Here is a 26,683-nt window from a genome sequence, read left to right as displayed (position 1 = left end):
TGCGTTGTCGACCTAGGACAGACGCCGGATGGCGTCCTGGGAGTGTCATGAAGCTCAGTTATTTCACCATGCCGTTGCATCCGCCGGGACGCGATTACAGCGCGACCTTGCACGAAGACCGCGCAGCTTTCCTGCTGGCCGATGAACTGGGATTTGCCGAGGCGTTCTGCGGCGAGCACGTCACCGACCGCGCCGAGACCATCACCTCGTGCCTGATTTTCCTTGCCTCGCTCGCCTACCAGACGCGGCGTATCAAGCTCGGCAGCGGTACGGTCAACCTGCCCAATGCGCATCCGGCGGCGGTCGCCGCGCAGGTCGCGATGCTCGATCACATGCTGGCCGGGCGATTCATCTTCGGCATCAGCCCCGGCGGACTGCGTTCCGATGCCGAGGTGTTCGGCAACCTCGACAAGGACCGGCGCGCGATGTTCGCCGAGGCCATCGAACAGGTGCTGGCCATTTGGAGCGGTACGCCGCCCTACGATCTGAACGGCGAGTTCTGGCAGATCTCCACGCGCCGCACCATGGATCTCGAGATCGGGCAGGGCGCCATCGTGCCGCCGCTGCAGCGTCCGCATCCGCCCATCATGGTCGCGTCGATGTCGCCATTCGCCGATTCGGTGGCGCAGGCGGCGGCGCGCGGCTGGTCGATCATCTCGGCCAATTTCCTGCAGCCGGTATGGGTCGCGAGTCATCGCGCCAAGCTCGTCGAGGGTTGGGCAGGCGCCGCACGCCCGTTCAACTTCGGCGACTGGCGGGTGGCCAAGAGCATTTTCGTCGCCGACGATGAAAAGACCGCGCGTGCCTACGCCATGAACCCCGCCGGCCCCTATGGCAACTACTATCGCAGCCTCATGCGCAAGCTCATCGGCAATGGCCGCCCGGATCTTTTCAAGAACCGCGCCGACATGGCCGACGCCGACGTCACCCACGACTTCGTCATGGAGTCGCTGGTGATCTGCGGCACGCCGGCGCAGGTGGCGGAACGCATCCTCGCGCTGCGCGACGAAGTGGGTGAGTTTGGCACCCTGGTATATGCCGGCCACGATTGGGAGGACGTCGCCCTGTCGCGGCGTTCCATGGAACTCATGGCGCGCGAAGTGATGCCGATGGTGAACCGCGCGCTCGGCGAGACGATGGAGTGAACATGCTGATCAATACCGCAGGTACGCGTTTGAATGTGTTGGACGAGGGGCCGCGCGACGCGCCGGTCGTGATGTTCTCCAATTCACTGGCCTCGAATCTCGACATGTGGGCGCCGCAGGCGGCGGCGCTGCGCGGCGCCTACCGCGTGATCCGCTACGACACGCGCGGCCATGGCGCCAGCGAGGTGCCGCCCGGCCCCTATGACTTTGCCGACCTGTGTGGCGACGTGATTGCCGTGCTCGATGCGCTCGCCATCCCGCGCGTGCACTTCGTGGGCTTGTCGCTGGGCGGCATGACCGCCATGGGGCTCGCGCTCGAGCATGCGGAGCGGGTGGCGAGCATCTGCGCCGCGTGCTGTACGGCGCAGGCGCCGGCCGACGGCGGCGCGATGTGGGACGAACGCATTGCCATGGCCCGTGAACAGGGCATGGCGGCGCTGGTGGACGCTACCATTGCGCGCTGGTTCACCGCCGACATGCTGGCCACGCGCGCGGCCGAGGTCGCGCCGGTACGCGCCATGATTCTCGACACGCCGGTGGCGGGCTACATGGGCTGTTGCGAAGCGTTGAAGGGCCTGGCCTACCGCGATCGCCTGGCGGCGCTGCGCGTGCCGGCGCTGTTCGTGGCCGGCGCGCTCGATCCGGCGGTGCCGGTGGCGGCCATGCAGGACATGCATGCACGGGTGGCGGGTTCGCGCTACCTGGAATTGCCCGGCGCGCATCTCGCCAATCTCGAGTGCGCGGCGGCGTTCAACGCCGCGCTCGAGGATTTTCTGCGCGCCCAGGCCTGAGCGCCGCGCGCCTCAGCCGATTGAGGCGATGGCACGATCCTGCGCGTCCAGCACTTCGTGAGCCTGCTGCAGCAGCCGCTGCGAAGCGCCGATGTTGTTGTTGAGGTTGTCGACCGAGGCGATCACCAGCGCCGCTATTTCGACGGTTCTGCGCGTGGCCTGCGAAGCGCTGGTGGCGATGGAGGTGATCTCCTGGGCTGATGCCTGCGAGCTGCCCGCCAGCTTGCGCACCTCGTCGGCGACCACCGCGAAACCACGTCCCGCTTCGCCCGCGCGCGCCGATTCGATCGCGGCATTCAAGGCCAGCAGGTTGGTCTGTTCGGCGATGCCCTGGATCTGCGTGACCAGCGAATTGATCATGTCGTTCTTGGCCGCCACTTCCTCGATCAGGCCGCGCAGATCGTTGATGTGACCGATGCCGATTTCGGCGGTGGCGCTCGATTCACTGGTGCTCGCGTGCAGGTTGCCGATGAAGCCGCGCATCGAGTTCGCCATCGCCGCGACCGTTTCCCCGACTTCATGGATGCGCGCGTTGAACGCCGCATCCTGGTCCTGCTTGGCCACCGCGTTCTGTTTCTCGTCGTCGATGTCGACTATTGAACCGCAGCAGCGGATCGGGTTGCCGGCCGCGTCGCGCTCGGTGCCGGCGCGTCCGCGAAACCAGCGATAGCCGCCGCTGCGGGTGCGGGCACGGTATTCCATGTCGAACGGCGTCATGCCGCTGCGATCGCGGATATGGGCGTTGAAGTTGGCGAAGGTGCGATCGACATCGTCGGGATGCAGACGGCCTGTCCAGCTGCCGAGTTCGGGCGGGAATTCGCGCGCATCGTGATAGCCGAGCAGGGCGAGGAAGCCCGGCGACCAGTAGGCCGGCGTGTTGACGCCCACCACGCCGTCGGCGCTGAGTTCGATATCCCACAGGCCGACGCCGGCATGGGCGCCCCACAGTCGCACACGCGAGGCGTTGTGAGCGTTCTCGTGGCCGGCCTGCTGCAGGTGGTTGAGCTCGGCGACCAGGCGCTCGGCGAGCTGCGGCTCGTCGCACAAGGGCGCCAGCGGCGCGGCGTGGAGAGGCTCGCCGGCAGCGAGCGCCGACAGCCATTGTTGAATTGCGGGGGCGACGGAAGCTTTCGGTTTGCGATTGAACATGCCGGGTCCTTTCGAGTAGCCGCGGGCGTGCGGACGGCTGACCAATGGGGCGCCCGAACGCGTTGCAGGCGTCCGGTCCAGTGCTTGTGCAAACGTTTTCGGCGGCCGCGTGTAAAGCTTGAATGCGAAACTCTCCGCATCGGTGGCGGGCGCCTACACTGGCGGCTCATGTCACCACCGCGAGCCGCCATGGACATCATCCTGCATCACTACGACGAGTCGAGTTTTTCGGAGAAGGTGCGGCTGATGCTGGGCTGGAAACGGCTCGCCTGGCATTCGGTCGAGATCCCATCCTACGGACCCAAGCCCGAGTACACGCCGCTGACCGCGGGCTATCGACGCACGCCGGCGCTGCAGCTCGGCGCCGACGTCTATTGCGACACGCGCCTCATTGCCGAGGAGCTGGAACGTCGCGTGCCCGAACCGAGCCTGTTTCCGGCGCGCGAGGACGTGCGCGCCCGCGCTTTGTCGGAAGTGCTGACGAGCTGGGCCGAGCAGCAGTTGTTCCGGCCGCTGGCGGTGGCGGTGACCGGCGAACACGCGGCGCGCTTCCCGGCCGCTTTCCACGCCGACCGCGCCGCCTTGCACGGCAAGCCGCGGCCCGATGTCGCGCAGGTGATGGCCGCCGCGCGCCATTATCGACCGCAATTCGAAGCGCAGTTGCGCTGGCTGGAAGATCTGCTCGCCGATGGTCAGGCCTTCGTGCTGGGCGCACGGCCCTGCGTCGCCGATTTCGCCATCTATGCCGCGCCGTGGTTCCTGGAAACGGTCGGTGGCCGCAGCGAATTGTTGGACGCTCTGCCCCTGACGCGAGCCTGGATGGCGCGCGTCGCCGCTATCGGTCACGGACATCGGCGCGCCATGCGCGCCGCCGATGCCTGGTCGGCGGCCGCCGCCTGCGCACCGTTGCCGTGCATGGCCAGCGGCGCGTGCATGGCGACGGGAATTGCGCTCGGTGAGATGGTGCGCGTGGCGGCCTTCGATCAGCAGGCGCAGGCGCAGGGTCGCCTGGTCGCGCTCGACGATGAGCGCATCAGCTTGCGCAACCATGTTGACGGCATGGGCGAAATCGTCACGCATTTCCCGCGTCTCGGCTACCGCCTCCGCGCCGTGCATGCGTGATGGTGCGCGGCCTGCCGTGGAAAGCGTTCCGAGTCAATCCCGGCGCGCGCATGCCGCTATTGAAGGGGGCCGCGACACGTGGCAAGCGCACTGGCCGTCTATCGCTGGAGTGGCCGTTTATTGTAAATTCGCTGGTTGTAACGGCCAGCGACGACGGGTGCAGGACGCCGGAAGAGTGTCCGCATTCCGAACGTGGGGAGCGCGGGTGTCGGCCGGCTACCCAGATCAACGAACCAAGAGGCGTATTTCATGAGCACGGACAAGAACAAACAGCCCGGCGCGACCGCCAAGCTCGACACGTTGGGCGGCACGCATGCCTTCCCGATCATGGAGGGCACCGTGGGCCCGAGCGTGATCGACATCTCCAAGCTCTACGCCCAGACCGGACAGTTCACCTATGACCCGGGCTTCACGTCCACCGCCAGCTGCGAATCGAAGATCACCTATATCGACGGCGACGAAGGCGTATTGCTGTATCGCGGCTACCCGATAGATCAGCTCGCCGAGCAGAGCAATTTCCTCGAGGTGGCCTACCTCTTGTTGAACGGCGAACTGCCGACCCAGGCCAAGTTCGCCGAGTTCGAACATGCCATCACTCACCACACCATGATCCACGAACAGCTGCGCGACCTGTTCTCCGGCTTCCGCCGCGACGCGCACCCGATGGCGGTGATGTGCGGCGTGGTCGGCGCGCTGTCGGCCTTCTATCACGACTCGACCGACATCAACGATCCCTACCAGCGCATGGTCGCCAGCCGTCGCCTGATCGCCAAGATGCCGACCATCGCGGCCATGGCCTACAAGTATTCGGTCGGTCAGCCCTTCGTCTATCCGCGCAACGATCTCGACTACACCGCCAACTTCCTGCACATGTGTTTCGCGGTGCCGGCCGGTGAGTACAAGGTCAGCCCGACGCTGGCGCGCGCCATGGACCGCATCTTCATCCTGCATGCCGACCATGAGCAGAACGCCTCGACCTCGACCGTGCGCCTGGCGAGCTCCTCGGGCGCCAATCCGTTCGCCTGCATCGCGGCCGGCATCGCCTGCCTGTGGGGGCCGGCGCACGGCGGCGCCAACGAAGCGGCGCTCAACATGCTGCGCGAGATCGGCACCGTCGACCGCATTCCGGAATACATCAAGAAGGCCAAGTCCAAGGACGCCCCCTTCCGCCTGATGGGCTTCGGTCATCGCGTGTACAAGAACTACGACCCGCGCGCGCGCGTCATGCAGCAGACCTGCCACGAGGTGCTGGGCGAACTCGGCATCAAGGACGACCCGCTGCTCGACGTCGCCATGGAGCTCGAGAAGATTGCGTTGTCGGATGAATACTTCATCGAGAAGAAGCTCTACCCGAACATCGATTTCTATTCCGGCATCACCTTGAAGGCGATGGGCTTCCCGACCACCATGTTCACCGCGTTGTTCGCGTTGGCGCGCACGGTCGGCTGGGTGGCGCAGTGGATGGAAATGATCGATGACCCGGCGCAGCGCATCGGCCGCCCGCGCCAGCTCTACACCGGCTACACCCACCGCGACTACGTGCCGGCCAGCAAGCGCTGAGCGGCGCCGCGATGACGGCCGCGCGCCCGCGGTCGTCATCGGCCCGGCTACATTTCCGCCATGACCATCACGCAGTTCGCCGTTCCCGCTGACCAGCGCTATTTCGAGGACTACACCCCGGGTGCGGTCTTCGAGTTCGGCGCGACTGTCGTCAGCGAGCAGGAATTGGTGTCGTTCGCCCAGGCCTACGACCCGCAGTCCTTCCATGTCGACCGTGAAGCCGCCGCGCACTCGATGTTCGGCGGGCTGATTGCCAGCGGCTGGCATACCGCGTCGCTGACCATGCGCATGCTGGTCGATCACTACCTGTCCTCGGTCGCGAGCCTGGCTTCGCCCGGCGTCGATGAGCTGCGCTGGCTGGCGCCGGTGCGACCCGGCGACGTGCTGCGCGTGCGCGTCACGGTCGATGACGCGCGACGCTCGCGCTCGCGCGGCGATCGCGGCGTGGTGACATCCAGCGTCGAAGTGCTGAACCAGCATGGCGTGGTGGTGATGACGCTCAAGGCCGTCAACCTGTTGCTGACGCGCTCCGCGGCCTGAGGAATCCTGCGTAGGTGCGAATGAATTCGCACCTGCAGTGCCATGCATCCCGGAGGACACGACCATGACCACCACTGGCAGCAGCGCTGACAACTACGTCGAGGTCTACGACGAGCCCTTGCACCGCGTGCAATGGAGCAACGACTACGCGCTGGTCTACACCGTCAACATTCCGCTCGGCGCCTTGACGCTGTGGCATCGCCATTGCCAGGACACCGTCTACTGCGCCATCGGTAACGTGGCGGTGGCCGAGACCTTGCCCGGTCAGTCGCCGATCACGCGTCACAGCGTGTGTGGCGCGGCGGTGTCGCGCGCCCATCGCGCCGAGCCGCTGGTGCATCAGATCCGCAACGTCGGCGATGAAGTGGTGCGCTTCGTCGCCGCCGAGGCGCGGGCGCGGCCGCCTGAAGTCGTGGCGACGCCGCTCGCCGCGCAAGGCCATCGCTTCGATTGGGAAGGGGAGCGCTTTCGCGTCTACCAGCTGGAACTCGACGACGCCGACACCGAGGTCGAATACGGCTTTCACGGCCTGCTGGTGGCCTTGCAGCCGCTGCGCGTCGCGCTCGGTGACAAGGCGCAGGTCGAAACCCTCGCCGATGGCGACTGGCGCTGGTTGACGCCGCCGCTGCGCTGCCGCTATGCCACGCCGGCGCGTGGCATCGTCATCGAGTGGCGCTGACGGTGCGGCCTCCTGCCGCACCCTCAACGCCGCGTTTCATGCTCAGTCCTTGTTCAACACCTTGATGGTGACCTTGGGCGCGGCGCTGACGAGATCGAGCTTGCGCTGGCCCGCGACCAGGCGATCGATGCGCTTCAGATTCTCGTGCGGCAGGTTCATGGCCGTATCCACCCATTCGTCCGCGATCGCGTAGAGCTCCTTGCGATCGACGGCGCGCGCACGGTTGAGCGCGCGACGGAAGGCCAGCACGCCGGGACGATGGGCCTGGCGCGAGATGTAGGAATACACCGCGTGCTCGCCCTCACCTTGCTCGCACAGCACATCGACGATGCCCATCGTGTGCAACTCCTCGGCGCTATAGTTCTTGGCGCCAAGGATGATCTTCTCGGCGGTCGCGCAGTCGACCCGGCGCCGCAGCAGGGTATAGGCGCCCATGCCGGGGAACAGGCCAAACAGCACTTCCGGAAAGCCGAGCCGCGCACCGCGCTCCGCCACCACCACGTTGCCGGCCAACGTTGCTTCGAAGCCGCCGCCCATCGCCGTGCCTTGCACCAGCGAGAAGGTCATGACATCGGCGGTGTTGGCGGCGTGATGGAAAATCGCGTCGGTCGCCTTGCGTGAATACAGTTCGAGGCCATGGCGATCGCGACGCGCGATGAGATCTCGAAACAGGCGCAGATCGCCGCCGAGACTGAAGATGCCTGGCACCTTCGAGCCGAACACCAGGTACTTCAATTTCGCGGCGTCGTAGTTCGGCAGCGCCAGCAGGAGACCATCGCGCACCGCATTCTGCACGGTGCGGATGTCGTCGAGTTGCGCATGGGAGAAGTGCGGGGTGGAATGTTGCGCGATGTATTTCCAAAGCACGCCGACCTTGTGATCGAAGCGCAGCTCGAGGTTGGTCAAGACACTGGTGTCGACGCGGTTGGCGGCATCCTGGCCGGCGTCCAAATTCGAGTTTAATGCTGACAGCATGAGAGCCCTCCTCAGGTGGGATCTGGATCTTCTGGAATGATCATTGTTGGGTGAGTGCGTTCGAACGAATGCCGAAATGACACGACAGGGAACCTGTTGCGTTCGATATTAAGCGTTGAAATACAAACTACATAGCAATCCACCGGGCAGGCCGGTGATGCGGGTCACGAAGCGCGCGGACGGGCGCCGGTCATTGCGACCGGCGCCGGAGATTGGCCCGCCGTCAGTTGGCGAGAGCGGCCTTGATGAGTTGATTGACCAGCGCCGGATTGGCCTTGCCGCCGGTCTTTTTCATGACCTGGCCGACCAGGAAGCCGAGCACCTTTTCCTTGCCGGCACGAAACTGTTCAACCTGATCCGGATTCTGCTCGAGGATGTCGCGCACTGCTACCTCGATCAGGTGAGTGTCCGACACCTGGCGCAGGCCTTCGGCGGCAATGATGTCATCGGCATCGCGACCGGACGCCCACATCGTCGCGAACACCTGCTTGGCGAGCTTGCCGGACAGCGTGCCGTCCACGATGCGTTCAACCAGCTGGCCCAGTTGCGCGGGCTTGATCGGGCTCGCGGCGATGCCGAGGTTGTCGCGATTCAGCGCCCCGAATAATTCACCGCTCACCCAGTTCGCCACCTGTCGGGCCTGCGCGGGCTGCGCGGCGATGGCGAGCTCGAAGTAGTTCGCGGTGTCGGGATCGTTGGCGAGCGTCGACGCCTCTTCGGGCGACAGGCCCAGCGTTTCCACGAAGCGCGCAAGCTTGGCGCGCGGCAGTTCCGGCATGCTGGCGCGAATCGCGGCGATGTCCTCGGCGCTGACCGTCACCGGCAGCAGGTCGGGATCGGGGAAGTACCGGTAGTCATGCGCATCTTCCTTGCTGCGCAGTGGCCGTGTCTCGTCCTTGTCCGGATCGTAGAGGCGCGTTTCCTGCACCACCTTGCCGCCGTTCTCGATGATCTCCACCTGGCGCTCGACTTCGAATTCGATCGCGCGTTCGATGAAGCGGAACGAGTTCAGGTTCTTGATCTCGGCGCGCGTGCCGAACGCTTCCTGGCCCTTGGGTCGCACCGAGACGTTGGCGTCGCAACGGAAACTGCCTTCCTGCATGTTGCCGTCGCAGATGCCGAGATAACGCACCAGGCGATGGATCTCACGCATGTAGGCGGCCGCTTCGGCGGCGCTGCGCATCTCCGGCTCGGACACGATTTCCAGCAGCGGCGTGCCGGCACGGTTCAGGTCGATGCCGCTCGCGCCATGGAAATCCTCGTGCAGCGATTTGCCGGCGTCTTCCTCGAGATGCGCGCGCGTGATGTTGATGGTTTTGGACTGGCCGTCGACATCGATGGTGATGCGACCTTGCGCGACTATCGGGGCTTCGTATTGACTGATCTGGTAGCCCTTGGGCAGATCGGGATAGAAGTAATTCTTGCGCGCGAACACCGAGCGCGGCGTGATGTGCGCGTCGATGGCGAGACCGAAGCGCACCGCCATGGCGATGGCCTGTTCATTGATGACCGGCAGCACGCCCGGCAGGCCGAGGTCGATGGCGCAGGCCTGGGTGTTGGGTTCGGCGCCGTAGGCGGTGGAGGCGCCAGAGAAGATCTTGCTGCGGGTCGCGAGCTGGGCGTGGATTTCCAGGCCGATGACGGTTTCCCATTGCATGGGCTAATCCTCAGGTAAAAGCGGCGGGCGCGCGCAGGTGCCAATCACTGTCGCGTTGGTATTGGTGCGCCAGTCCGAGCAGGCGCGCCTCGTCGAAATGGGTGGCGGTCATCTGCATGCCTACCGGCATGCCGTCGACGAAGCCGGCCGGAATCGACAGGCTGGGCAGGCCGGCGAGATTGGCGGCGGTCGTGTAGATGTCGCCGAGATACATCGTGACCGGATCCTTGCTGTGCGCGCCGGCCGCGTAGGCGACGGTCGGCGTGGTCGGTCCGATGATCACGTCCACCGTGTTGAACGCGTCGAGGAAATCATCGCGCAGCAGGCGGCGAACCTGCTGGGCCTTGCGGTAATAGGCGTCGTAATAGCCCGACGACAAGGCGTAGGTGCCGACCAGGATGCGGCGCTTGACCTCGGCGCCGAAGGCTTCGCCGCGCGAGCGGCAGTAGAGATCGGTGAGATCCTTCGGATCGGCGCAGCGATAGCCGAAGCGCGCGCCGTCGTAGCGCGACAGGTTGGACGAGCACTCGGCGGGGGCGATGACGTAATAGGCCGGGATCGCCAGCGACATGTGCGGCAGCGAGATCTCGTGCAGCGTGGCGCCGCGCGCCTCGAGCGCCTTGACCGCCGTTTCCACGCAGGCGCGGATGCCGGCGTCGAGTTGGTCGTCGAAATACTCGCGCGGCAAGCCGATGCGCAGGCCGGCGACCGGCGCGTCGAGCAGGCGCGTGAAGTCCTCGTCGGCGCGCTCGACGGAAGTCGAATCGCGGCGGTCGAAGCCGGCCATGGCGTTCAGCATCAAGGCCAGGTCCTCGGCGCTGTGACCCATGGGGCCGCCCTGGTCGAGGCTGGACGCGAAGGCAATCATGCCGTAGCGCGACACCCGCCCGTAGGTGGGCTTGATGCCGCTGATACCGCAGAACGCCGCCGGCTGGCGGATTGAGCCGCCGGTGTCGGTGCCGGTGGCGAGCGGCGCGAGGCCGGCGGCGACCGCGGCCGCCGAGCCGCCCGAGGAGCCGCCCGGTACGCGGCCGAGGTCCCAGGGGTTGGCGACCGGCCCGTAATAGCTGCTCTCATTGGAAGAGCCCATCGCGAACTCGTCCATGTTGGTTTTGCCCAGCATCACGAGCCCCGCGGCGCGCAGTTTCGCCACCGCCGTCGCGTCGTAGGGCGCGATGAAGTTGTCGAGCATGCGCGAGGCGCAGCTGGTGCGGACGCCGCGTGTACAGAAGATGTCCTTGTTGGCATAGGGGATGCCAGTCAAGGGCCCGGCCGTGCCGGCCGCGCGGCGCGCATCGGCGGCGGCGGCCTCGGCCAGGGCCTGCTCGGCGCACACCGTGATGAAGCTGTTCAGGCGGCCGTCGAGGCTCGCGATGCGGTCGAGGTAATGACGGGTCAGCTCGACGCTGGAATATTCGCCGGCGGCCAGGCCCTGGGCCAGGCGCGCGACGCTACGGGGAAGCTTGTCGCTCATGGTCTACTCGATCACCTTGGGTACCAGGTACAGGCCGCGTTCGACCTCGGGGGCGATGCTCTGGAACAAATCGCGCTGGTCGGACTCCGTCACCACATCGGGCCGCAAACGGGCCGCGAGGTCCAGCGGGTGGGCGAGCGGCTCGACGGCGCGGGTGTCGACCTCGTCCATGCGCGCGACGAAGGCCAGGATGCCGGACAGCTGCTCGGCATAGCCGGGCAGGTCGTCGGGGGCTATGGCCAGGCGCGCCAGCCGCGCCATCGCGCTGACTTCGTCATTACTGATCGCCATGAAGGTGTCTCAATTATTTGATTGATTAGAAAGAAGTTTGATCATGTGGCTCGCTTGCCACTCGTAAATCGCACTGTTACATTAGCCGACCATTTTATACGGCGATGAAGGGGGCTGGCCTACCCAGCGCCGCTCGAGGGCGGGCTCATTGCGCTCGACCCGCGTAGCCCCACGCCACCCTGCACCACATACGCGCAATCCGGCTGGTCGCCGCGACCCGGATGCCTTTGAATTTGAAGAGGCTCGAATTTAATGCTTCGCATGCTGCGAGGAATGTTTTCCAACGATCTGTCGATCGACCTGGGAACCGCCAACACCCTGATCTACGTCCGCGGCAAAGGCATAGTGCTGAACGAGCCCTCGGTGGTCGCTATCCGCCGCGGCCGCGATTCCAGCAGCGCCAAGGCCATCGCCGCCGTCGGCCTCGAGGCCAAGCGCATGCTGGGCCGCACGCCCGGCCACATCGAAGCCATCCGCCCCTTGAAGGACGGCGTCATCGCCGACTTCACCATCACCGAGAAAATGTTGCAGCACTTCATACGCAAGGTGCATGGCAACCAGTTGTTCAAGCCCAGCCCGCGCGTGCTGGTGTGCGTGCCCTGCGGTTCGACCCAGGTCGAACGGCGCGCCATCAAGGAATCCGCGCAGGGCGCCGGTGCCCGCGAAGTCTATCTGATCGAGGAACCGATGTCGGCCGCCATCGGCGCCGGCATGCCGGTCAGCGACGCCAGCGGCTCGATGGTGCTGGACATCGGCGGCGGCACCACCGAGGTGGCGGTGATTTCCTTGAACGGCATCGTCTATTCCGCCTCGGTGCGCATCGGCGGCGACCGCTTCGACGACGCCATCATCAACTACGTGCGCCGCAACTACGGCAGCCTGATCGGCGACGCCACCGCCGAGCGCATCAAGTTCGAGATCGGCTGCGCCTATCCCGGCAACGAAGTGCGTGAAATCGAGATCAAGGGCCGCAACCTCGCTGAAGGCCTGCCGCGCAGCTTCACGCTCAACAGCAACGAAATCCTCGAAGCCCTGCAGGAACCCCTGGCCGGCATCGTCGAGGCGGTCAAGACGGCGCTGGAAAAGACCCCGCCGGAACTCGGCTCCGACGTTGCCGAGCGCGGCATGGTGCTGACCGGCGGTGGCGCGCTGCTGAAGGATCTCGATCGCCTGCTCATGGAAGAGACCGGTCTGCCGGTGATCGTCGCCGAAGATCCCTTGACCTGCGTCGCGCGCGGCGGTGGCCGGGTGCTGGAGATGATCGAAGAACATGGACCCGAGGTGCTGGCACTGGAGTAGAATCCGCGAGACGACTGACGGGGGACACGCCGATCAAACCTCTGTTCATCAATACGCCCTCGCCCACGGCGCGCTTCGCCGCGTGCGCGATCCTCTCGTTCCTGTGCATTTCCATCGACCACGCCAACACCCATCTCTCGTCCTTGCGCTCGGCGCTGTCGGTGGTGGTCTATCCCCTGCAATACGTCGTCAACGCGCCGGTACAGGCGGCGGCCGACGTGATGGACGATCTGCGTTCGCGCCAGGCGCTGGTCGAGGAGAACGCCAGGCTGCATGCGGAAAACGCGCTGTTGAGCGTCAAGTCGCAGCGATACTCGGCGCTCGAAAGCGAGAACCAGCGCCTGCGCAAGCTCCTCGATTCGTCCTCGGCGTTCGAGCAGCAGGTGGTGGTGGCCGACGTGCTGGCCATCGAGACCGCGCCCTCGGCGCGCCAGATCGTGCTCGACAAGGGCTCCAACCAGGGCGTGTTCGTCGGTCAGCCGATGCTCGACGCCTACGGGGTGATAGGCCAGGTGTCGAACGTCAGCATGTTCTCCAGTACCGGGCTGCTCATCACCGATCAGCGCCACGCCCTGCCGGTGTTGCTCAATCGTACCGGCCTGCGCGCCATCGCGGTCGGCGGCGACCTGCCCGACGAACTCAATCTCTCGTTCATCTCCATCAATGCCGACATCAAGGAAGGTGACCTGGTGGTGACCTCGGGCCTGGGCGGGCGCTTCCCCGCCGGTTACCCGGTCGGTCGCGTCAAGGCGGTCAGCGTCAAACCGGGCGACGCCTTCTCCACCATCGTCGTCGAGCCCACCGCCAAGGTCGGGCATTCGCGCGAAGTGATGCTGGTCGGCCCGCAGACGCACGACATCGGACAAGAGCGAATCTCCGCGTCCGAATAGCGCAGGGCGGCAGCGCATGGACAAACCGCATCGCATCTGGGTCATCGCCCTGTCGTTTCTCGCCGCTTTCATGCTGACCGCCATGCCGCTGCCGGACTGGGCCTTGCCGTGGCGGCCGGCGTGGATAGCGATGGTGCTGGTCTACTGGTGCATGGCCCTGCCGGAGCGCGTGGGTGTCATCACGGGCTGGGTCATCGGTCTCATTCTCGACGTCATGCACGGCTCGATCCTCGGCCAGCACGCTTTCGGCCTGGCTTTCGTCGCCTACATGGTGCTGCAGTACCACCAGCGCCTGCGCGTGTTCCGCCTGTTGCAGCAAGCGCTGGTCATCGCTTCCATCGTGTTCGTGTACCTGCTCACCATGCTGTGGGTCTACAACCTGCTCGGATCGGTCAAGTACAGCTTCAGCTACCTGTTCGGCGCGGTGACCACCGGCGTGTTGTGGCCGTGGGTCTACATCGTGCTGCGCGACGTCAGGCGTCGCGCGCGCGTCGCCTGATGCGCGGCGCCGTGGTTGCCCCGCGCGCGCTGTCGCGCGTGCCGGCGCAGGTGCACGGCGCGTCGCGCATGACGGCATGAAACGTCTGCCGGCCCTCAAGGACGCCGGCCGCGAGCGGCGCCTGTTCACCCATCGCGTGCTGTTCGCCGGCCTCACCATGGGCGTGCTGATGGCCCTGGTGCTGGCGCGCCTGTTCTTCCTGCAGGTCATCAATCACGACCATTTCACGACGCTGTCCCACGACAATCGGCTCAAAATCCTGCCCCTGCCGCCACCGCGGGGTTTGATCTACAGCCGCGATGGCACCTTGCTGGCGGAGAACCGGCCGTCGTTTTCCCTGACCCTGGTGCCGGAGAACGTCGCCAACATGGACAGCGCGCTGCACGAACTGCGCGGCATGCTGAACCTGTCCGACGACGACATCGAACAGTTCAAGAAGCAGCTCAAATTCGCGCGCCGCTTCGAGAGCGTGACTTTGAAGGGCGATCTGACACCCGAGGAACTGGCGACCTTCTCGGTCAATCGGTTTCGCTTTCCCGGCTTCACCATCGAGGCCGGCCTCGCGCGCCATTACCCGCACGGCGAAGCGTTTGCCCACGTGCTCGGCTATGTCGGACGCATCAGCGAAAACGATCTCGCCACCATCGAGCAGTCGAACTACGCCGCCACCACCCACATCGGCAAGATGGGCGTGGAAAAATCCCGCGAACAGGTGCTGCACGGACGTGTGGGCTATCAGAAGGTCGAGGTCAACGCCCAGGGCCGCATCCTGCGCGTGGTGGAACGTACGCCACCGGTGCCGGGCAGCGACATCTATCTCACCCTGGACGCCGGCCTGCAGGCCGAGGCGATTGTCGCGCTGGAAAACTACCGCGGCGCGATCGTGGTGCTGGACCCCAACACCGGCGCGATCCTGGCCTTCGTCAGCAAGCCCGCCTACGACCCCAACGCCTTCGTCAACGGCATCAGCCGCCCGCTGTATCAATCCTTGAGTACGTCTCCGAACCGGCCCTTGTTCAACCGTGCCTTGCAGGGCCAATACCCGCCGGGCTCGACGGTCAAGCCGCTGGTGGCGTTGGCCGGCCTGCAATACGGCGTGCGCAGCGCCGACAAGACCACCTGGTGCTCGGGCTGGTACACGCTGCCGAACGATCCGCACCAATACCGCGACTGGCTGCGCACCGGTCACGGCAACATGAATCTCAAGTTTTCCATCGCCCATTCCTGCGACGTCTATTACTACACGCTGGCCCACGATTTGGGCATACGTCGTATGCACGAGATGCTGGCCAAGTTCGGACTCGGCACCATTACCGGCGTCGACATTCCCGGCGAAGCGACGGGCCTGTTGCCATCGCCCGAATGGAAGAAGCGCGCGCGCAAGCAACCCTGGTACCCGGGCGAGACCTTGATCGCCGGCATCGGTCAGGGCTACATGCTCGCCACGCCCCTGCAACTGGCCTATGCCACCGCGATCGTCGCGACGCGCGGCGAAGCGCTGATTCCGCACTTCCTCGGCCAGATCGAAGACCCGGTGACGGACGCTACCCAGAGTCCCGATGTCTATCGCCGGCCGCATGTGGATCTCGCCAATCCGCGCTACTGGGATGCCGCCATCGAGGGCATGGACGAGGTCGTGAACGGCACCACCGGCACCGCGCACAAGAGTGGCATTGGCGCGCCGGTGCGTTTCGCCGGCAAGACCGGCACGGCGCAGGTGTATGGCATCGCGCAGGGCGAGAAGGCCAAGACCTCGGGTGTGCCCGAGCACCTGCAGGACCACGCGCTGTTCATTTCCTTCGCGCCGGTCGAAGCACCGCAGATAGCGATAGCGGTGGTGGTGGAACACGGTGGCGGCGGCAGCCGCACGGCCGCGCCCATCGCGCGTCGCCTGATCGATTACTATTTCAAGGATTCGGCTGGCAAGGATTCGACTGGCAAGGACGCTGCGGGCAAGGATTCCTCCGGCACGGATTCGCCGGCGAGCAACAACGGCGCCGACGCGCCGAGCACGGCCGGCATCGGTAACGAAGGCCATGCGCACGATGAGGCGCCCGCCGGCACCGACGCCGCGCCTGCCGCCAATTCGTCCTCGCCCGCCAGTGACGCCGCCGCGCCGGCCGCTGCCGTCCCGCCCGAGCCTGATTATGATTAGAACGCCGAGCCTGCTTTACCGACTGCACATCGATGCGCCGCTGCTGGGCGGCGTGCTGGTGATGGCGGCGCTGGGCCTGGTGGTGTTGTACAGCGCCGCCGACCAGTCCATCGACGTCGTCATCAAGCAGGCCATGCGCATCCTGCTCGGGCTGACCTGCATGGTGACCATCGCGCAGGTGCCGCCGCGGCGCCTGGCGCGCTGGGCGCCGGTGCTGTACGTCATCGGTACCCTGCTGCTGATGCTGGTGTTGGTCATCGGCCAGGGACGCGGCGCGACGCGCTGGCTGGATTTCGGCGTGATTCGCTTTCAACCCTCGGAGATCATGAAGCTCGCCGTGCCGCTCACGGTGGCCGGCTTCATGGCCGACAAGGTGCTCCCGCCGCAGATGAAGACCACCGTCGCGGCGCTGATGATGGTGTTGTTGCCGGCCGGACTCATCACCGATCAGCCGGATCTCGGCACCGCCATCCTGGTCGCGACGTCGGGCCTGTTCGTGCTGTTCTTCGGCGGCATCAGCTGGAGCTTCATGCGCAACAGTCTCTTGCTCGGACTGGCCGCCGCGCCGTTTGGATGGTTCTCCATGCATGAATACCAGCGCCAGCGCGTGCTGACCTTGCTCGATCCTTCGCAGGACCCGCTCGGCACCGGGTATCACATCATCCAGGCCAGCATCGCGGTCGGCTCCGGCGGTGTGTACGGCAAGGGCTGGTTGAACGGCACGCAGTCCCATCTCGAGTTCCTTCCCGAGCGCGCCACCGATTTCATCTTCGCGGTGTACTGCGAGGAGTTCGGCCTCATCGGCGTGGTGGTGCTGCTGCTGGCCTACACCTTGATTCTCGCGCGCGGCATGCGCATCGCCATGGAGGCGCAGGACATGTTCGGGCGCCTGACCGCCGCCAGCCTGACCATGACCTTGTTCATCTACATCTTCGTCAACATGGGCATGGTCAGTGGCGCGTTGCCGGTGGTGGGTGTGCCACTGCCGATGGTGAGCTACGGCGGGACGTCTTTCGTGACTATCCTGGTCAGTTTCGGTATCCTCATGTCCATCCATACGCATAGAAAATTTATTTCTGAAACCTGAGAGTTAGCGTCCGTTTCTCAGTCGAATGCGAAGATTTTTACTCCTACTGCTGTGTATCTTGCTGGGCGCCGGCAGCGCCGCCCCGGCGGCGCCGCTCGACACCTCCGCGGTGCGTGGCTTCATCATCACCATGAACGAGAAGCATGGCTTCGATGCCGATGCCCTGACGCGCACTTTCACGCGCGTCAATCGCATCGACCGCATCATCGAACTGATTGCCAAGCCCGCCGAGAAGGTCAAGCCCTGGTTCCAGTACCGCGAGATCTTCATCACCGACAAGCGCATTCGCGACGGCGCGGCGTTCTGGCGCGCCAACGAGCACGCCGTGCTGCGCGCCGCCGAGACCTACGGCGTGGCGCCGGAAGTGATCGTCGCCATCATCGGCGTCGAAACCTCCTACGGCGCCAACGTCGGCAGCTACCGCGTCATCGACGCCCTGTCGACGCTGGCCTTCCACTACCCCGGCAATAACAGCGCGCGCGCGTCGTTCTTCCGCACCCAGCTCGAACAGTTCCTGTTGCTGGCGCGCGACGAGCATCTCGACCCCTTGTCGCCCACCGGCTCCTATGCCGGCGCGATGGGTATGCCGCAGTTCATGCCCGACAGCTACCGCCGCCTGGCTGTCGATTTCGATGGCGATGGCGTGCGCAATATCTGGAACGACGCCGACGATGCCATCGGCAGCGTGGCCAATTACCTGCACGAACACGGCTGGCGGCGTTCCGGCCCCGTCACCACCAAGGCGCGCCTCGGCGGCGCCGACCCGAGCGCGTTCCTGACGACCACCATCAAGCCGGGTTTCCGCCTGTCGGACTTCACCGCCGCCGGCATCATGCCGGTGCGTAGCGGCGATCCGGAGGACGAAGCGGCGCTGTTCGAGCTGGAAGGCGCGAACGGCAACGAATACTGGATTGGCTATACCAATTTTTACGTCATCAGCCGCTACAACCCGCGCGTCAAGTACGCCATGGCGGTCGCGCAACTGTCCGAGGAAATCCGCAAGCTGCACGGTGGACCGGGTAGCTGATCGCGAGGCGCGGCGGATGGCTCGCGCCGCGTATCGTCCGCTGGCCATCGCGGCCTTGTGCGCGGCGCTGTCCGCCTGCGGCGGCCTCGATACCATCCGCCCGCGCGACCTCAACCCCGATGACATCGCCAATGCGGTGCCGGGCGAAGAGCCGCGCAGCGCCTATGGCAATCCCGACAGCTACGTGGTCAACGGCAAGCGGTACTACACGCTGCGCACCGCCGAGGGCTTCGCCGAGCGCGGCATTGCCTCGTGGTACGGCAATCCTTTCCATGGGCGGCGCACCTCGAGCGGCGAGGTCTACGACATGTACCGCATGACCGCCGCGCACAAGCAGCTGCCGCTGCCGACCTACGTGCAAATTCGCAATCTCGACAACGGCCGCACCGCCACCGTCAAGGTCAACGATCGCGGACCGTTCAAGGACAACCGCGTGATCGATTTGTCTTACGCCGCCGCGCTCAAGCTCGGCGTGGTGGCGAAGGGCACGGCCTTCGTCGAGATCCGTGCGGTCAATGCACGCGGTGAAGTGAGCTCGGCGCCGGCGCGCGACGTGGCCGCGGTGTCGTCACCTGCGCCCTCATCCGCCGCCCGCGTGCCCGCCGCCCCGGCGCCCGCGGTGGTGGCCGGCGCGCCGGCGCGCGTCGCGGCGCCGAAACCCGCTGCACCGGCGCCCGTCGCACCTGCGCCGCCGCTGGCCAGCGGCATGTACTTGCAGGCGGGCGCCTACGCCGACCGGCGCAATGCCGAAAAACTCAGCCGAGAGCTTGCCCAGGCCGTCACGTCTCGCGTCGAGATACGTGAAATCAAGAGCAACAACAAGGTATTTTATCGCGTGCAGATCGGGCCGTTGCCCTCCACCGACGTTGCCGACAGCGCCGTCACCGCGCTCGAGAAGCTCGGTATCACTCAACACTACTTCATCACGAACTGAACGATGCACTACGCCAAATCCTTTTCCCGATCCGCATTTGCCGCGCGCCTGCTGTTGGCGCTCACGCTGGCGTTGAGCTTGGCGTGGCCCGGCGCAAGCTTCGCCGTCAACGGCCTGTCGGCCAGCGTGCCGGCGCCGTCCATCGACGCCAAGTCCTACATCCTGACCGACTTCCGCACCGGCGCGGTGCTGGCGGAGAAGAACGCCGACGAGCGCGTGGAGCCCGCCAGCCTGACCAAGATCATGACCGTCTACGCCGCCTCCCATGCCTTGAAGGAAGGCCTCATCCATCTCGACGACCAGGTCACCATCAGCAAGAAAGCCTGGAAGATGGAAGGCTCGCGCATGTTTCTCGAAGTGGGCAAGACGGTGTCGGTGGACATGCTCCTGAACGGCATCGTCATCCAGTCCGGTAACGACGCCAGCGTGGCGCTGGCCGAGCACGTGTCCGGCAGCGAGGAGGTGTTCGTCGGCCTCATGAACAAGCATGCCAAGGCGCTGGGCATGACCAACACCAGTTTCTCCGATGCCACCGGCCTGCCCGACCCCAACAACTACACCACCGCGCGTGACATGGCCAAGCTGTCGGCGGCTCTCATTCGCGAGTTTCCCGAGGAATACAAGCGCTCTTCGGTCAAGGAATTCAGCTTCAACGGCATCCGTCAGCACAACCGCAACCGCATGCTGACGCGCGATGCGACGGTCGACGGCATCAAGACCGGTCACACCGAGTCGGCCGGCTACTGCCTGATCTCCTCGGCAGTGCGCGATGGCATGCGCGTGATCTCGGCGGTGATGGGTACCGCTTCCGACGATGCGCGCACCGAGGCCAGCTACGCGTTGCTCAACTATGGCTACCGTTTCTTCGAGACCAAGCAGCTCTATGAAGCCAAGCAGGTCGTCGCCGAGCCGCAGGTGTGGGGCGGCGCGGCGGAGAAGGTCGCGCTGGGATCGATGCAACCGGTATGGGCGACGCTGCCGCGCGGGCGATTCAAGGACGTGAAGGCCGTGGCCAAGCTCGACGAACCGATCATGGCGCCGCTCGAGGCCGGCCAGGTGCTGGGCAAGATGGTGCTCAATCTCGACGAACACGAGATTACCGAGCTGCCGCTGGCGGCGCTCACCGACGTGGCGCAAGGTTCGCTGTTCTCGCGCTTGTACGACGACCTGCGCCTGATGCTGAAATGAGCGTCGGCGCCGGACGCATCTGCTATCTCAATGGCGACTACCTGCCGCTGGGCGAGGCGCGCGTATCGGTGTTGGATCGCGGCTTCATCTTCGGTGACGCGGTCTACGAAGTCATCATCGCCAGCGGCGGGCGCATCTTTGCGCTCGAGGAACATCTCGAGCGTCTGACCAACAGCCTCAACGCCATCCTGCTCGACAACCCGCTCGGCGCGCGCGAGTGGCAAACCGTGTTGCAACGCCTGGTCGACGACAACGGCGGCGGCGAGCAGAGCCTCTACGTGCAGGTCACGCGCGGCGTGGCCGAGCGCGATCATGCGTTTCCGCGTGGCGTGGCGCCGACCGTGTTCGCCATGAGCCGGCCGCTCAGCATCAGCGGCGGCCTGGCCGAAGTCGAGGCGGTGGTGTTGCCCGACAACCGTTGGCAGCGCTGCGACATCAAGTCGACGTCGCTGCTGCCCAATGTCCTGCTGCGCAACCAGGCCATCGCCGCCGGCGCTTACGAAGCCGTGCTGGTGCGCGATGGCTTCGTCACCGAAGGCTCGGCCAGCAACGTGTTCGTGGTCCATGGCGGCTGCGTCCGCACCGCGCCCTTGTCGGCGCAGATCCTGCCGGGCGTGTCGCGGGCACTGTTGATTGACGTCCTGCGCGGTAACGACATCACCGTCGAAGAAGTGGCGGTGCCGGTCGCCGCGCTCGCCGATGCCGATGAAGTGTGGTTGACCAGCACCACGCGCGACCTGGTGGCGGTGACGCGCATCGATGGCGTGACGGTGGGTAAGGGGGAGTATCCGCTGGCCGCACGCGCCTATCGCGAGTTCCAGCTCTACAAGGCATTCCGCCTGCGCTGACGCGCAGGCGGAAAAAAGTACGATGGCGGCGCCCGGGGTAAGGCCGCCATCGCAGGGGATACGGGACGCGCCCTAGTTCGCGCCTTCGGCTTTGCGCTCGTCGGCCGGACCGCTTTCGTAGACGAACACCGGGTCATCGAGATCGATGGCCGGCACCGCGTCCTTTTCACGCCAGTAGTCCTGGGTGTGCTGCCACTCCGGCTTGTCGCCGCGCTTGGGCAACAGCTCCAGGCCGCGCAGCATGTAGCCGGGGTTGAAGTCCTCGGTGTCTATCCACGGCAGGAGCTTCATGTCACGGTCCTCGGGGCGCAGCGCCACCGAGACCTTGGTCGCGCCCTTGGCCTTCATGTGCTTCAACAGGCGGCACAGGAAGTCCGACAACAGATCCACGCGCAGCGTCCAGCTGGCGCGGAAGTAGCCGAAGATCCACAGCATGTTGGGCACGCCGGTGAACATCATGCCGTGATAGGTCACGCTGTCGGCGAAGTCGAGTGGCTTGCCGTCGATGGTGAAGGCGATGTCGCCGAGGATGCTCAGGTTGAAGCCGGTCGCGGTCAGGATGATATCCGCCTCGAGTTCACGGCCCGATTTCAAGAGGATGCCTTTCTCGGTGAAGCGTTCGATTTCATCAGTGACGACGCTGGCCTTGCCGGCGGCCACACCCTTGAAGATGTCACCATCGGGCACGAACGCGATGCGCTGACGCCACGGCCGGTATTTCGGCGTGAAATGCTCGGCGACGGTTTCCTCCGGCAGGTAGGCGCGCACGCCGTTCAACAGTTCCTGCGTCACCACTTCCGGCTCTTCCACCGAACGGCGCGTGAATTCGCGCTGGTCCATCAGGATCTGACGACGCACGATTTCGTGGATCCACTCTTCCTTGATCTCGAGCTTGCGCAACTGGTCGGCGAGCGTGTTCTGGTTCTGGCCGGGAATGAAATAGGTCGGTGAACGCTGCAGCACCGTGACGTGCTCGCAGTCGGCGGCGATGGCCGGCACCACGGTCGCGGTGGTCGCGCCGGAGCCGATGCAGATGACTTTCTTGCCCTTGTAGTCGAGATCCTTGGGCCAGGTCTGCGGATGGACAATCTTGCCCTTGAAGTCGCCCATGCCCTGCCACTCGGGGGTATAGCCCTTCTCGTGACGGTAGTAGCCCTGGCACATCCACAGGAAATTGGCGGTGAAGGTGAGCTGCTGGTTGGTGTCGGTGCGCACCGCTTCGATGGTCCACAGGCTGTCGCGGCTCGACCAGCTCGCCGACAGGATCTTGTGGCCGTAACGGATGTGCTGGCCGAGGTTGTTGTCCTCGATCACTTCACCCATGTATTTCAGGATCTCTTCGGCGGTCGCGATCGGCGGCCCGATCCAGGGCTTGAAGCGATAGCCGAAAGTGTAGAGATCGCTGTCCGAACGCACGCCCGGATAGCGGTGCATGAGCCAGGTGCCGCCAAAGTTTTCCAGCGCCTCCAGCACCACGAATCTTTGGTCCGGACACTGGGTGGACAAATGGTAGGCGCCGCCGACGCCCGAAATGCCGGCGCCGACGATCAGAACGTCGAAATGTTCGGCCTTCTGGGCTTTGGACCGGCTGGCAATGGATGACACGCTCATGTAATTCGATTCCCTCGCTAGGTAGTCGGGCAAAGTTCGCCGATGGTGGCCCGGCGTGGCCTGATCTGGATCAAGGGTCGGGGGCGGGCCGGATGTGAAAGATTGCGACCGGCGGCGCGGCCAAGACGAGCTCTGAATAAGCTACTGCCTGCTCGCGTGCCGCCCTCCCCATTTCGCTGCGCTCCAGCGCGCGAGCATGCTCGCGCATCGATTCAGAGCTTTCTGAAGTCTGACCCACAATTTAAAGGCCACCGTCCTGTGGGTCAGACTTCAGTCTGACATTCAGGCGCGTCGCAATTCATGGGAATGGATTCGCGCCTACACCCCCGACCCGCGGCCGCGGGATCGGATGCAGGCTCTCGTAGGCGCGCGCCGCGCGCAGCACCAGCGCATCGCCGAACATCGGCCCGACGAACTGCAGGCCGATGGGCAGGCCGTCGCCGGTGAGGCCGCAGGGAATGGTGCAGGCCGGCTGTTGGCTGAGATTGAACGGGTAGGAGAACGGCGTCCAACCGAGCATGGACTCGGGCGTCATCGCTTCCTGCGCCGGCGGGCGCGCGTCGAAGGCCGGGATAGCCAGCGTCGGTGTGACGATGAGGTCGTAGTGCTCCATGAACTGTCGCAGTTGCGAGCCGAGCAGGCCGCGGCGCTGGTTGAGCGCCTGGATGTCGAGCGCCGAGTACCGCTTGCCGAGTTCGGCCTGGGCGGCGAAATCCGCATCGGCCACCGCGCGCTGCGCTTCGCTCAAGCCGTTCCATACCGTCAATGAACCGATGAACCACAGGCCGGTGGTGATCTCGAGCGGACAGTCGAAGCCCGGGTCCACCGCTTCGACATGCGCGCCGAGGCTCTCCAACTCGGCAACCGCGCGCGCGCAGGCCGCCGCCACTTCCGGATGCACGTTGTCGACGTAGCCCAATGTCGGCGACCACGCGATGCGCAGCCCGCGTATGCCGTCCTCCAAGCCGATGGTGTAGTCGCGACCGTCAGGCGGCAGCGCCGTCCAGTCGCGCGCGTCGCCTTGCTTCATGACGTTCATGGCCAGCGCCGCGTCGCGCACCGACATCGTATGCGGGCCGAGATGGGCGACGCTGCCAAACGGCGACAGGGGAAAGGCCGGCACCCGGCCGAAGCTCGGCTTCAGGCCGAAGTTGCCGCAGAACGCGGCCGGGATGCGCACGCTGCCGGCGCCGTCGGTGCCGACCGCGAGGGGGCCGAGGCCGGCTGCCACCGCCGCCGCCGCGCCGCCCGAGGAGCCGCCGCTGGTCTTGGCGGTGTTCCACGGATTGCGCGTGATACCGGTTGCCGGCGAGTTGGTCTCGCCCTTGCAGCCGTATTCGGGCGTGGTGGTCTTGCCGAGCAACACCGCGCCCGCCTCGCGCAGGCGGGCCGTGACCGGCGCGTCGACGTCCCACACCTGGTCCGGCGAAATGCCGCGGCTGCCGCGCAGGGTCGGCCAATGGCGGGTGAGGATGAGATCCTTGATCGAGACCGGCACGCCATCCAACGCTCCGCAGGGCGCGCCGGCCTGCCAGCGTGCTTCGCTGGCGCGCGCGCTCGCCAGCGTGTCGTCGGGCGCGAGATGGCAGTAGGCATTGAGCGCCGGGTTCAACTGTTCGATGCGTTTCAGCACCGCCTGCGTGACTTCCACCGGCGAGGCTTCACGCGCGCGGTAGAGCGCCAGCAGTTCACTGGCGGTGCACTCGGTCAGTTGGGTGGCGGTGGCCGACATCGACGCAGTCCTCGCGGGGGTTGGATGCGCCGATTTTGTCACTCGGGGGGCGTGTTCGTCGAACCCTGGGCTGGGGTCGAATGTTCGCGTTTCGCTGTGGGTCAGACTGAAGGCCGACCCACAAAATGAAGCGCGTTCCCGCCCTTCAACTCCGAAGCCCGACCCCGCGCTCGAGCAGGTACAGGCTCCACGCTGTCAGCAGTACCACGAACGCGCCGATGACGCCGAAGGCCTGGCCGAGCGCGATGTCGCTGACGCCGAGAATGCCGAAGCGAAACGCGTTGACCATGTACAGGATGGGATTGAGCAGTGACAGGTGACGCCAGAATTCCGGCAACAGGTCGATGGAATAGAACACGCCGCCGAGGTAGGTGAGTGGCGTCAGCACGAAGGTCGGCACGATCGAGATGTCGTCGAACTTGCGTGCGAACACCGCGTTGATGAAGCCGCCCAGCGAGAACAGCGCCGAGGTCATCAGCACCACCGCGAACGTCACGCCATAGGAATGCACGGTCAGATCGGTGAAGAACGACGCCACCACCGTCACCAGCGCCGCCACGCACAGGCCGCGACAGATGCCGCCGCACACGTAGCCCGCCAGGATCAGCACGTTCGGCACCGGCGCCACCAGGATTTCCTCGATGTGGCGCTGGAACTTGGCGCCGAAGAACGACGAGGTGACATTGGCGTAGGCGTTGGTGATGACCGCCATCATGATGATGCCGGGGGCGATGTACTGCATGTAGCTGAAGCCGCCCATCTGGCCGATACGCGGCCCGATCAGATGGCCGAAGATCACGAAATACAGTCCCATGCTGATGCCGGGCGGCAGGATGGTCTGCAGCCAGATGCGCCCGAAGCGATTGACTTCCTTGATGAGGATGGTGGTGAAGGCGACGCTGTAGAAGCGCCAGCCCAGGCTGCGGGTGCGCGCGTGCTCACGCATTGTTGCTGTTCTCCTGCACCAGGCGCAGGAACAATTCCTCGAGGCGATTGGCCTTGTTGCGCATGCTGGTGACGGTGATGCCCTGGCCCGACAGGCGCTCGAACACTTCGTTGAGATTGCGGCCGCGTTCCAACTCCACTTCCAGGCAATGGTCGTCGACGCGCTGGATGATGAAATCGCCGACCAGCGGCGCGGCCGGCAGCGCCTCCGCGCAGTCCAGCACGAAGGTTTCCTTGTTGAGCTTGCCCAGCAGTTCGCGCATCGCCGAGTTCTCGACGATTTGCCCGCCATCGATGATGGCGATGTTGCGACACAGCTGCTCGGCTTCCTCCAGGTAGTGGGTGGTGAGGATGATGGTGGTGCCGTCGCGGTTGAGGCGCGACAGGAATTCCCACATGGAGCGTCGGATCTCGATGTCGACGCCGGCCGTCGGTTCGTCGAGGATCAACAGGCGCGGCTCGTGCACCAGCGCGCGGGCGATCATGAGCCGGCGCTTCATGCCGCCGGAAAGGTTGCGCGACACCTCGAAGCGCCGCTCCCACAGCGACAGCTGCGAGAGGTATTTCTCGGCGCGTTGCAGCGCCGTGCGTCGCGGGATGCCGTAATAGCCGGCCTGGTTGAGCAGGATCTCCAGCACCGTTTCGAACTGCGAGAAATTGATCTCCTGCGGCACGATGCCGATGTAGGACTTGGCCAGCGAGAAATCCCGATCGATATCCACGCCGAAGATCTCGACACGGCCGCTGCTCTTGCGCACCAGCGAACTGACGATGCCTATGGTGGTGGACTTGCCGGCGCCGTTGGGGCCGAGCAGGGCGAAGAAGTCGCCGTCCTCGACCACCAGGTCGATGCCGCGCAGGGCTTCGTTGCCGTTGCCATAGACCTTGCGCAGATCGGACAGGACGAGGGCGTGGGGCGTTTCGGGCATGGTGTGTGGCTGGCGTCGACTCGGCCGCGCATGGGGTCGCGAATGTAGCACGGTTCGGCGCCGTTCCCGCCGCGCACCACGCGCCGCCAGGCAGCGCCGCGGTCTGCGCAAGCCGGCACGCGCCGCGCGCGCTCCGAGCGTCGCGCCGGCCCTTGC

At 65.5% G+C, this 26,683-nt stretch carries 23 protein-coding genes and 2 pseudogenes; 15 read left to right on the top strand and 10 right to left on the bottom strand.

Annotated features, from left to right (window positions below):
* Positions 1 to 47 precede the first annotated feature (47 nt).
* On the top strand, positions 48 to 1,145 hold the full coding sequence (locus tag IPM80_17715) for an LLM class flavin-dependent oxidoreductase (protein ID MBK8960193.1): 1,098 nt from the start codon (positions 48 to 50) through the stop codon (positions 1,143 to 1,145).
* A 2-nt stretch (positions 1,146 to 1,147) separates the two neighbouring features.
* On the top strand, positions 1,148 to 1,936 hold the full coding sequence (gene pcaD / locus IPM80_17710; GenBank protein ID MBK8960192.1) for a 3-oxoadipate enol-lactonase: 789 nt from the start codon (positions 1,148 to 1,150) through the stop codon (positions 1,934 to 1,936).
* A 12-nt stretch (positions 1,937 to 1,948) separates the two neighbouring features.
* On the opposite strand, the pseudogene IPM80_17705 reads toward pcaD, so the two are convergent.
* Positions 1,949 to 2,293, bottom strand: a pseudogene (locus tag IPM80_17705) (methyl-accepting chemotaxis protein).
* A 228-nt stretch (positions 2,294 to 2,521) separates the two neighbouring features.
* Positions 2,522 to 3,085, bottom strand: a pseudogene (locus IPM80_17700) (PAS domain-containing protein).
* A 189-nt stretch (positions 3,086 to 3,274) separates the two neighbouring features.
* Between IPM80_17700 and IPM80_17695 the strand changes: the two are divergent.
* The 4 genes from IPM80_17695 (at position 3,275) to IPM80_17680 (ending at position 6,986) form a co-directional block, all read left to right on the top strand.
* Positions 3,275 to 4,207, top strand: a complete 933-nt coding sequence (locus tag IPM80_17695; protein MBK8960191.1) for a glutathione S-transferase family protein — start codon at positions 3,275 to 3,277, stop codon at positions 4,205 to 4,207.
* Between the two features lie 249 nt (positions 4,208 to 4,456).
* The gene (gltA, locus tag IPM80_17690) at positions 4,457 to 5,767 is read left to right on the top strand and encodes a citrate (Si)-synthase (GenBank protein MBK8960190.1); all 1,311 of its coding nucleotides are present in this window, start codon (positions 4,457 to 4,459) and stop codon (positions 5,765 to 5,767) included.
* Between the two features lie 60 nt (positions 5,768 to 5,827).
* The gene (locus tag IPM80_17685; GenBank protein MBK8960189.1) at positions 5,828 to 6,307 is read left to right on the top strand and encodes a MaoC family dehydratase; all 480 of its coding nucleotides are present in this window, start codon (positions 5,828 to 5,830) and stop codon (positions 6,305 to 6,307) included.
* A 64-nt stretch (positions 6,308 to 6,371) separates the two neighbouring features.
* Positions 6,372 to 6,986, top strand: a complete 615-nt coding sequence (locus IPM80_17680) for a hypothetical protein (GenBank protein ID MBK8960188.1) — start codon at positions 6,372 to 6,374, stop codon at positions 6,984 to 6,986.
* A 42-nt stretch (positions 6,987 to 7,028) separates the two neighbouring features.
* On the opposite strand, the gene IPM80_17675 is transcribed toward IPM80_17680, so the two are convergent.
* From IPM80_17675 to gatC, 4 genes are all read right to left on the bottom strand, one after another.
* Entirely contained in the window at positions 7,029 to 7,961 is a 933-nt protein-coding gene (locus IPM80_17675) for an enoyl-CoA hydratase/isomerase family protein (protein MBK8960187.1), read from the bottom strand.
* 223 nt (positions 7,962 to 8,184) lie between these two features.
* Positions 8,185 to 9,618 (bottom strand): Asp-tRNA(Asn)/Glu-tRNA(Gln) amidotransferase subunit GatB, encoded by a 1,434-nt coding sequence (gatB, locus tag IPM80_17670; GenBank protein MBK8960186.1) that lies wholly within the window; start codon positions 9,616 to 9,618, stop codon positions 8,185 to 8,187.
* A 10-nt stretch (positions 9,619 to 9,628) separates the two neighbouring features.
* Positions 9,629 to 11,092, bottom strand: coding sequence for an Asp-tRNA(Asn)/Glu-tRNA(Gln) amidotransferase subunit GatA (gene gatA / locus IPM80_17665; GenBank protein MBK8960185.1), 1,464 nt, complete (start codon positions 11,090 to 11,092; stop codon positions 9,629 to 9,631).
* Between the two features lie 3 nt (positions 11,093 to 11,095).
* A complete protein-coding gene (gene gatC, locus IPM80_17660) occupies positions 11,096 to 11,383 on the bottom strand; it encodes an Asp-tRNA(Asn)/Glu-tRNA(Gln) amidotransferase subunit GatC (GenBank protein ID MBK8960184.1) in 288 nt (95 codons plus the stop codon).
* Positions 11,384 to 11,635: 252 nt separating this feature from the next.
* Here gatC and IPM80_17655 point away from each other — a divergent pair, with 252 nt between their 5' ends.
* From IPM80_17655 to IPM80_17615, 9 genes are all read left to right on the top strand, one after another.
* A complete protein-coding gene (locus tag IPM80_17655) occupies positions 11,636 to 12,682 on the top strand; it encodes a rod shape-determining protein (protein MBK8960183.1) in 1,047 nt (348 codons plus the stop codon).
* Positions 12,607 to 13,572 carry a rod shape-determining protein MreC gene (gene mreC, locus IPM80_17650; protein ID MBK8960182.1) on the top strand — a complete coding sequence of 322 codons (966 nt, stop codon included), beginning with the start codon at positions 12,607 to 12,609 and terminating at the stop codon, positions 13,570 to 13,572. Before IPM80_17655 ends, mreC begins: the two co-directional genes overlap by 76 nt.
* A 16-nt stretch (positions 13,573 to 13,588) precedes the next feature.
* A complete protein-coding gene (gene mreD, locus IPM80_17645; protein ID MBK8960181.1) occupies positions 13,589 to 14,071 on the top strand; it encodes a rod shape-determining protein MreD in 483 nt (160 codons plus the stop codon).
* Between the two features lie 76 nt (positions 14,072 to 14,147).
* Entirely contained in the window at positions 14,148 to 16,226 is a 2,079-nt protein-coding gene (mrdA, locus tag IPM80_17640; GenBank protein MBK8960180.1) for a penicillin-binding protein 2, read from the top strand.
* Positions 16,219 to 17,313, top strand: coding sequence for a rod shape-determining protein RodA (gene rodA / locus IPM80_17635; protein MBK8960179.1), 1,095 nt, complete (start codon positions 16,219 to 16,221; stop codon positions 17,311 to 17,313). The genes mrdA and rodA overlap by 8 nt, the downstream gene beginning before the upstream one ends.
* Before the next feature lie 25 nt (positions 17,314 to 17,338).
* The gene (gene mltB / locus IPM80_17630) at positions 17,339 to 18,340 is read left to right on the top strand and encodes a lytic murein transglycosylase B (protein ID MBK8960178.1); all 1,002 of its coding nucleotides are present in this window, start codon (positions 17,339 to 17,341) and stop codon (positions 18,338 to 18,340) included.
* 16 nt (positions 18,341 to 18,356) lie between these two features.
* Positions 18,357 to 19,274 (top strand): septal ring lytic transglycosylase RlpA family protein, encoded by a 918-nt coding sequence (locus tag IPM80_17625; GenBank protein MBK8960177.1) that lies wholly within the window; start codon positions 18,357 to 18,359, stop codon positions 19,272 to 19,274.
* A 3-nt stretch (positions 19,275 to 19,277) separates the two neighbouring features.
* Entirely contained in the window at positions 19,278 to 20,462 is a 1,185-nt protein-coding gene (locus tag IPM80_17620; protein MBK8960176.1) for a D-alanyl-D-alanine carboxypeptidase, read from the top strand.
* Positions 20,459 to 21,310 carry an aminotransferase class IV gene (locus IPM80_17615; GenBank protein MBK8960175.1) on the top strand — a complete coding sequence of 284 codons (852 nt, stop codon included), beginning with the start codon at positions 20,459 to 20,461 and terminating at the stop codon, positions 21,308 to 21,310. The genes IPM80_17620 and IPM80_17615 overlap by 4 nt, the downstream gene beginning before the upstream one ends.
* A gap of 72 nt (positions 21,311 to 21,382) precedes the next feature.
* Here the strand turns inward: IPM80_17615 and IPM80_17610 are convergent, their stop codons facing one another.
* The 4 genes from IPM80_17610 to IPM80_17595 all read right to left on the bottom strand — a co-directional run bounded on the left by IPM80_17610 (position 21,383) and on the right by IPM80_17595 (position 26,527).
* The gene (locus tag IPM80_17610; protein MBK8960174.1) at positions 21,383 to 22,921 is read right to left on the bottom strand and encodes an NAD(P)/FAD-dependent oxidoreductase; all 1,539 of its coding nucleotides are present in this window, start codon (positions 22,919 to 22,921) and stop codon (positions 21,383 to 21,385) included.
* A 298-nt stretch (positions 22,922 to 23,219) separates the two neighbouring features.
* Positions 23,220 to 24,653: an amidase gene (locus IPM80_17605; protein MBK8960173.1), complete on the bottom strand. Its 1,434-nt coding sequence runs from the start codon at positions 24,651 to 24,653 to the stop codon at positions 23,220 to 23,222.
* Between the two features lie 145 nt (positions 24,654 to 24,798).
* Complete coding sequence (locus IPM80_17600) at positions 24,799 to 25,599, bottom strand: ABC transporter permease (GenBank protein ID MBK8960172.1); 801 nt, start codon at positions 25,597 to 25,599, stop codon at positions 24,799 to 24,801.
* A complete protein-coding gene (locus IPM80_17595; protein ID MBK8960171.1) occupies positions 25,592 to 26,527 on the bottom strand; it encodes an ABC transporter ATP-binding protein in 936 nt (311 codons plus the stop codon). The genes IPM80_17600 and IPM80_17595 overlap by 8 nt, the downstream gene beginning before the upstream one ends.
* Between the last annotated feature and the right edge of the window lie 156 nt (positions 26,528 to 26,683).

Source organism: Pseudomonadota bacterium, assembly GCA_016719885.1.
Classification (GTDB): Bacteria; Pseudomonadota; Gammaproteobacteria.
This window is presented reverse-complemented; position numbering and strand designations above follow the sequence as displayed.